The following is a 13,141-nucleotide window of genomic DNA, read 5'->3' as shown; positions in this document are numbered from 1 at the left end:
TTAATGAGTTACGACCCGTTTGATTTTAAAAATACAATGCCCTCCATTAATGAAGATTCTGAATTTTTTCCGCTGATGTCATCAGAGGATGAAGAGGAAATGAATAATGAGCAGGTGCCTGATATTGTTTCTATACTGCCTTTGCGTAATACGGTGCTTTTCCCGGGAGTAGTTATCCCTATAACCGTAGGCCGTGATAAATCCATCAAATTGATACGCGATGCTAACAAGGGTAATCGCTTAATTGGCGTTGTTGCACAGCAGGATGTAAATATAGAGGACCCAAATTTTGAGCAATTGCACAAGGTAGGTACCGTAGCGTTGATCATCAAGATGCTGCAAATGCCTGATGGTAACACTACCGTTATATTACAGGGTAAAAAGCGCTTTAGGCTGGGCGAAGAGATACAGAGCGAACCTTACATAAAAGCTTCGATAGAGCCTATAAAAGAAGTAAAACCAAAAGAAGATAAAGAGTTTAAGGCCCTTGCCGCATCTATCAAAGATATGGCTATGAGCATTATACAGCTATCGCCAAATATCCCGAGCGAAGCCGGTATTGCTATCAGGAACATCGAGAGTACCTCCTTCCTGATCAACTTTATTGCCTCTAACATGAACGCCGAGGTTACTGCAAAGCAGACATTGCTTGAAACGCAGAACCTGCGCGACCGTATGAACCTGGTACTTGAGCACTTAACGCTTGATCTGCAAATGCTTGAGCTGAAGAACCAGATACAGACCAAAGTACGGGTAGACCTTGATAAACAGCAGCGCGACTATTTTCTTAATCAGCAGCTGAAAACGATACAGGAAGAGTTGGGCGGATCAACGCCTGATCTGGAGGTGGATAACCTGCGCAAGCGTGCGGCTAAAAAGAAGTGGAGCGTGGAAGTAAAAACACACTTCACCAAAGAACTGGAGAAACTTGGTCGTACCAACCCGGCAGCAGCCGATTATTCGGTACAGATCAATTACCTGGAATTACTGCTCGATCTGCCTTGGAACGAGTTCACCAAAGACAATTTCGACCTTAAGCGCGCTCAAAAGATATTAGACAAAGACCATTTTGGTTTGGATAAGGTAAAACGCCGTATCATCGAATATCTGGCCGTATTAAAGCTTAAGCATAATATGAAAGCGCCTATCCTTTGTTTGGTTGGCCCTCCGGGTGTGGGTAAAACTTCACTGGGAAAATCAATTGCAAAGGCATTGGGCCGTAAATATGTACGCATGGCCCTGGGCGGCGTACGTGATGAGGCCGAGATACGCGGTCACCGAAAAACCTATATCGGTGCTATGCCCGGCCGTGTGATACAATCGCTAAAAAAAGCTGGTGCAGCCAACCCGGTTTTTATCCTGGATGAGATAGATAAAGTAAGCAACGATTTTCGTGGCGACCCTTCTTCTGCATTATTGGAGGTGTTAGACCCGGAGCAGAACAGCACTTTTTATGATAACTATGTAGAGATGGACTTTGATCTGTCTAACATTATGTTTATTGCTACGGCAAATTCGCTTAGCAGCATACAACCTGCCTTGTTAGATCGTATGGAGATCATAGAGGTTAATGGTTATACCATTGAAGAAAAAACCGAGATAGCCAAACGACACCTTGTACCCAAGCAACGCGAAGCACATGGCCTTACCGCCAAAGATGTGAACATCAAAAATGATGTGCTGGAGAAGATCATAGAGGATTATACCCGCGAATCGGGCGTGCGTTCTTTAGAGAAAAAAATAGGTTCGGTAGTACGTGGGGTTGCCAAAAGCATAGCCATGGAAGAAGGTTACAATACACAGGTGAGCAAAAAAGATGTCGAAAAGATATTAGGTGCGCCAATATTTGATAAGGACCTTTACGAGAATAACGAAGTTGCCGGTGTGGTAACAGGCTTGGCATGGACATCTGTAGGCGGCGATATTTTGTTTATCGAAGCAAGCTTAAGCCCCGGCAATGGTAAGCTAACCTTAACCGGTAGTTTGGGAGATGTGATGAAAGAATCTGTTACCATAGCACTGGGTTACCTGCGTGCCCATGCGGCCGAGTTCGGTATCGAATACAAGTTATTTGAGCAGTGGGATGTACACGTGCACGTGCCTGCAGGTGCAACGCCTAAGGATGGCCCATCGGCAGGTATAACTATGCTAACGGCACTGGTTTCGGCCTTTACCCAACGCAAGGTAAAACCGCACCTTGCCATGACGGGTGAGATAACACTGCGCGGCCGTGTATTGCCCGTAGGTGGTATTAAAGAGAAGATATTGGCAGCAAAGCGTGCTAATATCAAAGATATCATCCTTTGCAGATCAAATCAGAAAGACATCCTGGAGATAAAGGAAGATTACATCCGCGATCTGCAGTTCCATTACGTAACAGACATGGGTGATGTGATCAAACTTGCGCTGTTGAATGAAAAGGTTAAGAATGCCATAGACCTAACGGTGAAGGATAAAGCTTCACCGCCGCAGGCTACTGCAATTCAGTAAATAAAAGCCACCGGAAGGTGGCTTTTATTCCGTTCCGATATTATGTAATAGTTAAAAGTTGTTAACTATGTTAATAAAAGTTAATTATTGAGAATCATTTGTTTGCGCAGGTTATAATTGTGCCGAACTAAATAAATAATTCACAATTATGAACACCATTAAGATCTTCTCGTTAGCAGCATTTTTCTTGTTTTCAAGCGTTGTTGAAACACGCGCACAGTCTGTACCCAAAAGCACCTTTAAGCTTGATGTAGGCACCGAAACAATGTTGGCTCTCGGTACCAAAAATCGGGACAATAAACTGGGGTATGGCGGTACGCTTCGATTAAACTACGGACTTACAGACAAGCTTACGCTTACGCTTACATCGGGCTATTACAATTATCTAAAAACCGGGCCGCTAAAAACATTTAATGATAATTTCCAGGTAATACCCGTTAAAGCAGGTCTCAAATACTTTTTTGCACCACAATTTTATATTAATGGCGAGGGTGGAATTGCTTTTACAAGGACTTACCAAAATCAAATTAATTCAGTTGCAACGGGCGGTATAGGTTGGGTGTACAAGGGATTAGATATCGGTGCCAGGTATGAAACCCTCAATGGCAGCAGGGGAGCTAATTTTAATTCCGTTGGCGTAAGGATCGCATACGGCTTTAAACTTTAGTGTTATTGCTGGTCGAATAAAAAAGCAGGGAACACTACCCTGCTTTTTTTATTACATTAGCGTTTATTATCCCAGTTGATTTAAATGAAGAAATTTATGATTCTTGCTGTTGCCGGTTTGTTTGCTACGGCAGCATTGCATGCACAAAACCGCACTAAAGAGATAGGTTTTCAATCAGATAACGACTCGTTCCTGGCGCAGGGATCTGACCGGTATTACACCAATGGATTCTTCCTTTTTTATCGCAAAGCAGTTGATACAGCGCGTATCCAAAATAAAAATATCGCCAACAAGGTATTTGGTTTGGAACTTGGTCAAAAAATTTTCAACGCACAATCAGGCCGTTTACCCTCTGCAGATTATATCGATAGGCCTGTTGCCGGTTACCTGTACCTTGGCGCATCAGCCAATATCCTGTACAAAAACGAAACCACCCTTAAGCTTACCGGTAGGGTAGGTGTTGTTGGCCCGGCTTCGGGCGGGTATGCCATTCAGAAATTCATTCACAACACATTTGGTTTTTATGAGCTAAACACCTGGCAGTACCAGATACAGAATGATGTAGAGCTTAATTTAAATGCGGAAGCAAATAAATTACTTGCGAGAGCATCATGGGTAGATATCACCGCATCGGGATATGTAAACCTGGGTAATGGTTTTACCGGGGCAGGTGTTGGTCCGTTGCTAAGGTTAGGGAATTTTAACCAGCTTTTTCAATCAGTAAGCACCCAAAGCACGGCCAGCTATTACGGCGACAGTCGTTTATTGCATAAACACGAACTGTTTTTCTATTATAAGCCCATGGCCAACCTGGTTGCTTACGATGCAACCACCCAAGGCAGTTTGCTGAGAGACCATCCGGTTACAGGCACGCAGGAAATTACGCTTGATAAAAAGCCGTTTATCTTTAGCAACCAGTTTGGCGTTAGTTATGCCAGCAACCGCATAGTGCTTGACCTTGGCGTTGTGGTGCAAACCCGTGATACCAAACAGATGGTTCATTCAACGCATCAATGGGGCTCTATCGGGCTGATGTACAGGTTTAATTAATCACCGAACCCGCCTCGCCGATCTGCCTTCTTGGCTGATAATCTTTTTTTACTATCCACACGGGCCGCTTTAGCGGCCCTGCTCATTTTTGTAGGTTTCCTAACCTTAGGTTTATGTAAAGCCTGGCCAAGTATTGCGGCTAACCGCTCTAATGCTATCTCTTTGTTCAGGAACTGGCTGCGCTCTTCATCACAGATCACCTGTACCAAGCCATCTTTATTAAATCGGGCTTGCAGTTTTTCTGCCAGAACAGCCTTTTGCTCGTCGGTAAACAAAGCAGATTCTGCGATATTAAAAAGCAGCTCAATCTTAGTTGATACCTTATTTACGTTTTGGCCGCCTTTACCGCCGCTGCGCGATGTTTTGTATAGCACTTCGCGCTGCAGGTCTGCTTTGTTCAGGTTCATGGGGATAAATATAGCGATTGGTTGATTAGTGATTAGTTGTTTTGTGGAAAAGGAACTTTTGCAAACGCCAATTGCAAACTGCCCATCGTAAGCTATAAACTGCAAACTGAAAATCTTATCTTCGCAATTGATGAGCAAAAATATAGTTGTGGCCATTGATGGCTACTCGTCATGCGGGAAAAGTACTTTGGCTAAAGCCCTGGCTAAGAAACTTCACTACATCTATGTGGATAGCGGCGCTATGTACAGGGCGGTGGCGCTTTATTTTTTGCGAAACAACATTGATACTAAAAATTCAGAGCAGATTGAGGAAGCGTTGAAGAACATTCATCTTAATTTTCACTCACGCGATTATGAAACACATATCACGCTTAATGATGAGGAAGTATCTGAAGAGATCCGCCAGATGCCGGTATCTGAAAAGGTAAGCGAGGTGTCTGCTTTGAAGGCCGTACGCCGCGAAATGGTGAAACAACAGCAGCGCATGGGTAAATCAAAGAGCATTGTAATGGACGGGCGTGATATTGGTACAGCGGTATTTCCTAACGCTGATCTTAAAATATTCATGACCGCTGATCCTGCAGTCCGCGCCAAACGCCGTTATGACGAGATCCATCCTAAAAATCCAGATGTGACATTGGCGGAGATCTATGAAAACATCGCTCACCGCGATTATCAGGACACTACGCGTGCCGAAAGTCCCTTGGTACGTGCTCATGATGCTATCATCTTAGATAACACCGATCTTACGCCTGAGCAACAGTTAAAATTTGCACTGGATAGGGTAGAAGGCCTGAATCGTTGATTCGTAATTGAGTCATTTGCTGCGCTGTCATTGGGTCATTGAGCCCAAATGTGTCATTGCGAGCGATAGCGCTGCAATCTCAGATGTTAACCACGCGTAGATCTGCCTATTAGGTTGCCGCGTCGCTGGCGCTCCTCGCAATGACATTACGTATAAAGTGAAAAACTACTCCCCCTTAAACTGCACTGCCTTTACACCAAATTTGTTAAGAAAGTCAACGCCTTCATCGCTGGCGAGGCCTTTGTATTGGGCATATGATTTATCATAGAAAACGTTTTTAATGCCTGCGGAGAATATCAGCCTTGCGCATGGTAAACATGGCGATAGGGTGGTGTATAGCGTAGCTCCTTCTAAATTAACGCCATTTTTAACAGCATAAAGGATAGCATTTTCTTCAGCGTGCAGTGCAAGAGAGCAACTGCCTTTAGAGTCGCGGGCGCATCCTGCATCAGGCCATTCCTCGTCGCAGTTGTGGGTGCCCGCAGGGGGGCCGTTATACCCGATAGAAATGATCCGGGTATCCTTCGCTAAAACGGCACCGACCTGCGCCTTAACGCAATGGGAGCGTTGGGCCAGGTCGGTTGCCAGATTCATAAAAATATGTTCGAAACTGGGTTTATTCATAAGTTGATCAAAGAATGGAGATCAGAGATTAGTTAATGAAGCAAGGAAACCTAACCTCTGAGCAACTAATCTCTGATCACTAAAACTTAGTGTCCGCCGCCTGCTTCAAGGTTATCTACATCAATACCTTGCTTTTTAAGAATAGCACCTGCTTTAAAGGCAAAGAATGCTAAATAAGCAAAACCGATAACCGGGATAATGTATGATTTATGTATACCGATACCATCGGCCAAAATACCTTGTACCGGTGGGATGATAGACCCGCCAAGGATCATCATGATCAAAAATGCTGAACCCTGGCTGGTGTACTTGCCTAAGCCGGTTACCGACAAAGAGAAGATAGACGGCCACATGATTGAACAGCATAAACCACCCGCAGTGAACGCGAATATGGCTACCATGCCCGAAGACACTAAACCTATCACCATAAAAATAGCGCCTAATATGCCAAATAAGGCAAGCGTACGTACCGGCTTTTGGTTACCGATAAGGAAGCCAATAACCAAGATAGCAACACAGATAGCATAAGGATAAAGAATGCTTACATCAGTACCGCTTATCCTGTTTACAATTAGCACTACGCCAAAAGCAACAAAAGGAACCACTACAGTCAGGATGAACTTAGTTGTTTTAGAAAGGTTGAATGCTGCGATAGCCCCTGTCCAACGGCCGATCATTAAACTGCCCCAATATAAAGAGATGAAGGGTGCTACCTGGTCTGTTTTGAAGCTGCCAAATACTGGCGATTCTAATAACGAACCCATGTTACTTTGTATAGTTACCTCAACACCTACATAGGTGAAAATGGCAAGCATGCCGTAAACCAATTGCGGATATTGCATTGCGCCCCAACCGCCTTCTTTGCTTTTACCGGCAGCAGATGCTGAACCTACCAGCGTTGCAAGGATGATGAACAGCGCTGCATAAACAAACCACGATTTTTCTAAACCGGTTGCTTGCGCTAATGGTGTAGCAGCTAATATTAACAGGAACGCTACAAAGATTATTCCCAATGGTTTGTTAGCCTTGTTACTCGGCTCAATTTTCTCATCGCTGGTTACGCTTGGTAACTTAGAGATCCAAAAGAATGCCGCTACCGCAATAAATAACCCGGCAAGTATCATGTACAGGGTATTCACAGATGATATCTTAACTTCTGAAGCCGGAATCTTTGCAGAGGCCGATCCGAATAATACAAAACCTACAATTACGGGGCCCCATATGCTACCAAAGTTGTTTACACCACCGGCAAAGTTTAAACGGTGGGTACCCGTTTCAGGGCTACCTAATGCAACCACAAACGGGTTTGCGGCAGTTTGCTGCAACGAGAAACCTAAGGCAATGATGAAGAAAGTAAGTAATATAAAGGCAAACGAACCTGAGTTAATGGCAGGGATCATGATCAATGCACCTACGGCTGAAATTAACAGACCATAAATGATACCATTTTTGTAGCCAATCTTGTTCAGAATATCAACTTTTGTTGCTGCAGATGCAAAATACAATAGTAAAGAGCCAATAAAATAACCACCATAAAAGGTGAAGTCGATCAATTGAGATTCAAATTGGCTTAGGTTAAAATGCGCTTTACAAAATGGAATGAAAATACCGTTTGAGGCCGCTAAAAAGCCCCAGAAGAAGAACACAGTAATAATGGTATATAATGCCGAACCATTACTCTTGGAGTTGTCTTGTGCCATTGTCTATAATCAGGTTTGTTTAAAACTGGTTGAAATAAAGTCCTAAACATAAATATTTTTTCGGGGTCTGTAACCTAAAATTTTCAAAATCTAAATCTCAAAAGCTCTTTTGTTGTTAAACAGATTAATATTTGCATATTAGTGTCCTGATTTTTTTAAAAGTTCAGGGCAAATTAGGAACATAAACCTAAATAATGATAGACGCTATTATTTCGGGGATCGGTTTTGGATTAGTGCTCACGTTTCTTACAGGCCCTGTCTTTTTTGCTTTAATAAAAACCAGCATCGACAAGGGTTTCCATGCCGGTGTTGCGCTTGCCCTTGGTGTAGTATGCAGCGATATGGTTTTTGTTGGCGCCATTCTCTTCGGTTCGCAATACTTTGATGTTACGGCACACGATAAAACCTTAGCCGGTATCATCGGTAGCATCATCCTGTTTTCGATAGGTATTTACTACATCTTTAAAAAATCGGACGTTGACTACAAGAATCCCGTACCCACCAAAGTGAACAAGGCCGGTTACTTCTTCAAGGGCTTTTTGATGTGCATTTTCAACCCAACTATCCTTTTCCATTGGACGGTTGTTATCGGGGTTGCCAGTACCGCTTATCACGAGGGGGTTCATAATCGTTCATTAAAGATCGCTGTGATGTTCTTAACAGTTCTTATTGTCCAGTTTGGCCTGGATACCGTGAAGGCTTTTTATGCCAACAAGCTTCGCGAAAAGATATCACCCAAATTGGTGCACCGATTAAATGAGGTGGCCGGTGGGGCACTTATTATCGCCGCCCTGGTTCTTTTGGATAGATTGGTTACGCATATCTTCTTCTCGGCACATCCGGCGTAAAAGAGAGTCAAGAATTTAAGAGTCAAGAATCAAGACACGTGCACTGGTCGAAGTTTTCAACTTAGATGATAAAGTAGCAAGGATTCTCCTTGCCCGTTAAGCTAAAAGATTAATATATGTTAGGTCGAAGTTGGAAACTTCGACCAGTGATTGGTAGTTTAAAGTTGCTTGTCCGTTGATATTAACACGCTATCGCTCGCAATGACAAGTTTGATACACAGTCTTCAAACAAAAAAGCCCCGCAAATGCGAGGCTTCCAATATTGTAGCAGAACTTAGTGCAACACCAGGGTCTGTTTCCTGTCTGGTCCTACCGAAAGGTATTTAACCGGAACTTCAAGTTCTGCTTCCAGGTAATCAATGTACGATTGCAATTTGGCAGGGATCTCGTTTAGCTCGGTTATACCTGTAAGATCTTCGTTCCAGCCATCAATCTCCTTTAAAACAGGCTCGGCCTCAACAGAGCAGATATCGTAAGGCATGTAATCGATGGTTTCGCCCTGGTAATTGTAGTGCGTACAAGCATATATCTTATCAAAACCGCTTAATACGTCAGCTTTGGTCATTACCAGCTGAGTAACGCCGTTTAGCATGATTGCATATTTAAGTGCCGGAAGATCTATCCAGCCGGTACGGCGTGGCCTGCCTGTAGTGGCGCCAAATTCATGGCCTATCTTACGCAGCTCTTCTCCGGTTTGGTCATTCAGTTCGGTAGGGAATGGGCCTCCACCAACGCGGGTACAATACGCTTTAAAAATGCCGATAACATCGCCAATCTTATTTGGAGCGATACCCAAACCGGTACAAGCACCAGCGGTAGTTGTATTGGATGATGTAACAAAAGGGTACGAGCCAAAGTCGATATCCAGCATAGTACCTTGAGCGCCTTCTGCCAATACTTTTTTACCTTCTTTTAGGTAGTTGTTTACCAATTGTTCAGAGTCAACCAGTTCAAATTTTTTGATCAGTTCAATAGCCTCAAAGAAAGCCGCTTCGCGCTCGCTAAAGTCGGCCACCTCGCCGTAAAGCGATTGCAACATTGAAGTATGTTTATCAACCAGTTTCTGGTATTTTTCTTTAAAGTTTGGCAGCGTAATATCGCCGATACGTAAACCATTACGGCCGGTTTTATCCATATACGTTGGGCCAATACCTTTAAGGGTAGAGCCTATTTTGCCATCGCCCATTTTCTTTTCAGAAGCAGCATCAAGTAACTGGTGGGTAGGTAAGATCAAATGCGCCTTTTTACCTATTACCAGGTTGCCTTTAGCCAAAAGATCATGACCGGCATCTTTTAATTTATCTAATTCTTTTTTAAGGGTGATGGGGTCTATCACCACGCCGTTGCCTATAAGGTTAAGGGTGTTATCGAAAAATATGCCCGAAGGAATGGTGTTCAATACAAATTTTTTACCTTCAAACTCAAGCGTGTGGCCTGCGTTTGGCCCACCCTGGAAACGGGCAATAAGGTCATAACCTTTACTTAGTACATCAACAATTTTGCCTTTACCTTCGTCGCCCCACTGGAGGCCCAATAATACATCAACAGCCATTAATTAGTTATTAGAAAATAAGCTTTATAAGATTTTTGAATTTAGTTACGATGCCCTGCGGTCACAAGTTCCGCCATCGCGAAGCTTGGTGCAATTGCCGTAAAGATTTAAAGAGTGGTGTTTGATATCAAACTTCAGAATGTCGCCCATCATGCTTTGTATCTGCTGAATGCGAGGGTCGCAAAACTCAACCACCTTGCCACAATCGATACAAATAATATGGTCGTGCTGCTTGTAGCCGTATGATTTTTCAAACTGGGCCATGTTTTTACCAAACTGGTGTTTGGTAACCAGGTCGCACGATACCAAAAGCTCTAATGTATTGTAAACAGTAGCACGACTAACGCGATACTTTTTATTTTTCATGTGGATGTAAAGCGATTCCACATCAAAATGATCGTTTCGTGAATAGATCTCTTCGAGTATGGCAAAACGCTCAGGCGTTTTCCTGAGGCTCTTATTTTCAAGGTAGGCCTCAAAAATTTTTTTCACCAAAGCAATGGTTTCCTGTACAGGCATAATGTTAAATTAACAATGCAAAGGTATTATTATTTTTAAAAAGAGAGGCAATAATCAGGTGGTTAAAGAATTAGAATCAAGATTACAAGAATCAAGACGAATAGGTGATCTTCAATACCGAACCTATCTTGTTTATTGACTCTCGGTTTCTTGTATCTCTTTCTACGATGCTTTTTCCACTGCCGAATCAAACCTCACAACTTGGGTAATGCCTTTAACCTGGTTCAGCTTTCTGATCAGATTTTCCAGGTGATCGGTATCGTTCACATAAACCATTATCGATCCCTCGAAGATGCCGTTATCGCTGTCAACAGTAATGGAGCGGATATTCACCTTAAAATCTTGTGAGATAACTGTGGTCAATTTGTTGATCAAGCCAACATCATCAATACCGGTTATGCGCAATCCTGTCAAGAAAGCCAGTTCTTGTTGGTTGGTCCAGCGGGCTTTTACAATACGATATCCGTAGTTAGCCATTAATTTGGCAGCGTTAGGGCAATTGGTGCGGTGTATCTTAATGCCATCGCCAACGGTAATAAAACCGAAAACATCATCGCCGGGTATAGGATTACAACAGGCAGCCAGCTTGTAATCTATCTTCTGCATGTCCTCACCAATCAGCAAAATGTCGCTGTCTTTGGTTTTAATGCTCTTAACCAGGCTTTGCAGCTGATCGATCTCTATCTTATCCTGCGGCTTGTTCTCAATCACCTTTTCAGATGCCTGGTATTCTCGCAGATCTTTAATGTCGATTAGCCCTTTGGCAACATTGTAAAACAGATCCTGGGTTGATTGCAGCTTAAAATAGTAGCTTAGCTTTTGCAGGTTCTCTGAGTTGTAAGTAAGCTTTATCGACTTCATCTTACGCTCCAGTATCTCCTTGCCGTCTTCGGCTATCTTGCGTTTTTCCTCCTTAAGGGCCGATTTTATCTTGGCTTTAGCCTTTGCAGTAACCACGAAGTTAAGCCAGTCTTCCTTAGGCGTTTGCTTGCCGGAGGTGATGATCTCTACCTGGTCGCCGTTCTGCAGCTTGTGGCTGAGTGGCACCAATTTATGGTTAACCTTGGCGCCAATACAACTTGCACCAACATCAGTATGTATCTCAAAGGCAAAATCGAGCGCGGTGGCATTTAAAGGCAACTGGATCAACGCACCCTTAGGAGTAAAGATGAATATTTCATCGCTGAACAAGTTCATCTTAAAATCATCCAGAAAGTCGAGCGCATTTGAGTCCGGATTTTTAAGCATATCACGCACTTTTTGTACCCAAAGGTCCAGCCCGCTATCTGTTGATGATTCTTTATATTTCCAGTGCGCAGCAAAACCTTTTTCAGCAATTTCGTTCATGCGTTTGGTGCGTATCTGTACCTCAACCCATTGTCCGCGCGGCCCCATTACGGTGGTATGTAGCGATTCGTAGCCATTTGCCTTTGGCGATGATATCCAGTCGCGCAACCTGTCCGGGTTAGGGCGATAAAGATCGGTTACGATAGAATAAGCCTTCCAGCACTCTGCCTTTTCATTCTCGGGGGCGCTATCCAGAATAATACGGATGGCAAAAAGGTCATACACCTCCTCGAACGGAATGGCCTTTTTCTTCATCTTATTCCAGATAGAATGGATGGACTTTGGCCTTCCGAAAACCTCTCCGTGCAGGTCCTGACTTTCCAGCACTTTCTGAACCGGCTTGATAAAGTCAGAGATGAAACGCTCGCGTTCTGCCTTTTTCTCGTTCAGCTTATTTTTGATGAACTGGTAGGTTTCGCGCTCCATGTATTTCATTGATAGGTCTTCCAACTCAGATTTGATGGCGTACAAACCCAGGCGGTGGGCCAGCGGCGCATACAGGTAGACCGTTTCTGAAGATAGCTTTAATTGTTTATCCCTTGGCATAAACTCCATGGTACGCATGTTATGCAGGCGATCGGCAAGTTTTATCAGTATCACCCTCACATCATCGGCAAGGGTAAGCAGCATCTTGCGGAAGTTCTCGGCCTGTAAAGAGCTATTGGTATCAAAGACGCCGGATATTTTGGTAAGGCCGTCAATTATCTTGGCTACTTTTTTACCAAACTCCAGCTCTATATCTTCTAAAGTAACATCGGTGTCTTCAACCACATCATGCAGCAGGGCACACACAATAGAAGTGGTACCTAAGCCTATTTCCTCAGCAGCTATTTGTGCAACTGCAATAGGATGGTATATGTAAGGCTCGCCACTTTTGCGGCGCATGTCTTTATGGCTTTCCAAAGCCATTTCAAACGCCTTTCTTATCAGTCTTTTGTCGCCTTTTTGAAGGGTAGATTTGCTGGCGCGCAGCAATGCACGGTAGCGTTTTAATATCTCCTTCTTTTCGGCTTCAAGGTCTATCACTAAATCTTTCATTCTCTGGCGTGTACTGGCTTAAAATATCATAACCCTGCAACAATTATTTTTATTGCCGGTTAACATAAAATAACAAAATAAAATGCGTTAATTT

Annotated in this window: 11 protein-coding genes; 5 read left to right on the top strand and 6 right to left on the bottom strand. The window is 43.4% G+C overall.

The window, feature by feature from the left end:
* Positions 1-36: 36 nt before the first annotated feature.
* The 3 genes from lon to INP83_RS19295 all read left to right on the top strand — a co-directional run bounded on the left by lon (position 37) and on the right by INP83_RS19295 (position 4,207).
* Positions 37-2,490 carry an endopeptidase La gene (gene lon / locus INP83_RS19305; RefSeq protein ID WP_255563195.1) on the top strand — a complete coding sequence of 818 codons (2,454 nt, stop codon included), beginning with the start codon at positions 37-39 and terminating at the stop codon, positions 2,488-2,490.
* A gap of 148 nt (positions 2,491-2,638) precedes the next feature.
* Positions 2,639-3,157 carry a hypothetical protein gene (locus tag INP83_RS19300; protein ID WP_219125555.1) on the top strand — a complete coding sequence of 173 codons (519 nt, stop codon included), beginning with the start codon at positions 2,639-2,641 and terminating at the stop codon, positions 3,155-3,157.
* A gap of 84 nt (positions 3,158-3,241) precedes the next feature.
* On the top strand, positions 3,242-4,207 hold the full coding sequence (locus tag INP83_RS19295; RefSeq protein WP_219125554.1) for a lipid A deacylase LpxR family protein: 966 nt from the start codon (positions 3,242-3,244) through the stop codon (positions 4,205-4,207).
* Here the strand turns inward: INP83_RS19295 and arfB are convergent.
* Positions 4,204-4,614 carry an alternative ribosome rescue aminoacyl-tRNA hydrolase ArfB gene (gene arfB / locus INP83_RS19290; RefSeq protein WP_146273414.1) on the bottom strand — a complete coding sequence of 137 codons (411 nt, stop codon included), beginning with the start codon at positions 4,612-4,614 and terminating at the stop codon, positions 4,204-4,206. The genes INP83_RS19295 and arfB overlap by 4 nt on opposite strands.
* 130 nt (positions 4,615-4,744) lie before the next feature.
* Here arfB and cmk point away from each other — a divergent pair, with 130 nt between their 5' ends.
* Entirely contained in the window at positions 4,745-5,419 is a 675-nt protein-coding gene (gene cmk, locus INP83_RS19285) for a (d)CMP kinase (RefSeq protein WP_219125553.1), read from the top strand.
* A gap of 165 nt (positions 5,420-5,584) precedes the next feature.
* Here the strand turns inward: cmk and INP83_RS19280 are convergent, their stop codons facing one another.
* Both INP83_RS19280 and INP83_RS19275 read right to left on the bottom strand, forming a co-directional pair.
* Positions 5,585-6,043 carry a dCMP deaminase family protein gene (locus INP83_RS19280; protein WP_219125552.1) on the bottom strand — a complete coding sequence of 153 codons (459 nt, stop codon included), beginning with the start codon at positions 6,041-6,043 and terminating at the stop codon, positions 5,585-5,587.
* A gap of 86 nt (positions 6,044-6,129) precedes the next feature.
* On the bottom strand, positions 6,130-7,743 hold the full coding sequence (locus INP83_RS19275; protein ID WP_146273395.1) for a sugar MFS transporter: 1,614 nt from the start codon (positions 7,741-7,743) through the stop codon (positions 6,130-6,132).
* Positions 7,744-7,937: 194 nt separating this feature from the next.
* Here INP83_RS19275 and INP83_RS19270 point away from each other — a divergent pair, with 194 nt between their 5' ends.
* Positions 7,938-8,591 (top strand): LysE family translocator, encoded by a 654-nt coding sequence (locus INP83_RS19270; RefSeq protein ID WP_146273394.1) that lies wholly within the window; start codon positions 7,938-7,940, stop codon positions 8,589-8,591.
* A 274-nt stretch (positions 8,592-8,865) separates the two neighbouring features.
* On the opposite strand, the gene INP83_RS19265 is transcribed toward INP83_RS19270, so the two are convergent.
* From INP83_RS19265 to INP83_RS19255, 3 genes are all read right to left on the bottom strand, one after another.
* A complete protein-coding gene (locus tag INP83_RS19265) occupies positions 8,866-10,143 on the bottom strand; it encodes an adenylosuccinate synthase (RefSeq protein ID WP_219125551.1) in 1,278 nt (425 codons plus the stop codon).
* Between the two features lie 45 nt (positions 10,144-10,188).
* Positions 10,189-10,662, bottom strand: coding sequence for a Fur family transcriptional regulator (locus tag INP83_RS19260; protein WP_146273392.1), 474 nt, complete (start codon positions 10,660-10,662; stop codon positions 10,189-10,191).
* A gap of 162 nt (positions 10,663-10,824) precedes the next feature.
* Positions 10,825-13,047 carry a bifunctional (p)ppGpp synthetase/guanosine-3',5'-bis(diphosphate) 3'-pyrophosphohydrolase gene (locus tag INP83_RS19255; RefSeq protein ID WP_146273391.1) on the bottom strand — a complete coding sequence of 741 codons (2,223 nt, stop codon included), beginning with the start codon at positions 13,045-13,047 and terminating at the stop codon, positions 10,825-10,827.
* Positions 13,048-13,141 lie beyond the last annotated feature (94 nt).

Origin of the sequence: Mucilaginibacter sp. 21P, from assembly GCF_019331605.1 — a bacterium.
GTDB lineage: Bacteria > Bacteroidota > Bacteroidia > Sphingobacteriales > Sphingobacteriaceae > Mucilaginibacter > Mucilaginibacter achroorhodeus.
The sequence above is the reverse complement of the archived record's forward strand: the minus strand, read 5'-3'. Positions and strand labels throughout refer to the sequence as shown.

Excerpts from the sequence above, each read along its gene's own strand:
- lon (WP_255563195.1), top strand. The coding sequence starts at position 37 with ATGCCCTCCATTAATGAAGATTCTGAATTTTTTCCGCTGATGTCATCA.
- INP83_RS19300 (WP_219125555.1), top strand. The coding sequence starts at position 2,639 with ATGAACACCATTAAGATCTTCTCGTTAGCAGCATTTTTCTTGTTTTCA.
- INP83_RS19295 (WP_219125554.1), top strand. The coding sequence starts at position 3,242 with ATGAAGAAATTTATGATTCTTGCTGTTGCCGGTTTGTTTGCTACGGCA.
- arfB (WP_146273414.1), bottom strand. The coding sequence starts at position 4,614 with ATGAACCTGAACAAAGCAGACCTGCAGCGCGAAGTGCTATACAAAACA.
- cmk (WP_219125553.1), top strand. The coding sequence starts at position 4,745 with ATGAGCAAAAATATAGTTGTGGCCATTGATGGCTACTCGTCATGCGGG.
- INP83_RS19280 (WP_219125552.1), bottom strand. The coding sequence starts at position 6,043 with ATGAATAAACCCAGTTTCGAACATATTTTTATGAATCTGGCAACCGAC.
- INP83_RS19275 (WP_146273395.1), bottom strand. The coding sequence starts at position 7,743 with ATGGCACAAGACAACTCCAAGAGTAATGGTTCGGCATTATATACCATT.
- INP83_RS19270 (WP_146273394.1), top strand. The coding sequence starts at position 7,938 with ATGATAGACGCTATTATTTCGGGGATCGGTTTTGGATTAGTGCTCACG.
- INP83_RS19265 (WP_219125551.1), bottom strand. The coding sequence starts at position 10,143 with ATGGCTGTTGATGTATTATTGGGCCTCCAGTGGGGCGACGAAGGTAAA.
- INP83_RS19260 (WP_146273392.1), bottom strand. The coding sequence starts at position 10,662 with ATGCCTGTACAGGAAACCATTGCTTTGGTGAAAAAAATTTTTGAGGCC.
- INP83_RS19255 (WP_146273391.1), bottom strand. The coding sequence starts at position 13,047 with ATGAAAGATTTAGTGATAGACCTTGAAGCCGAAAAGAAGGAGATATTA.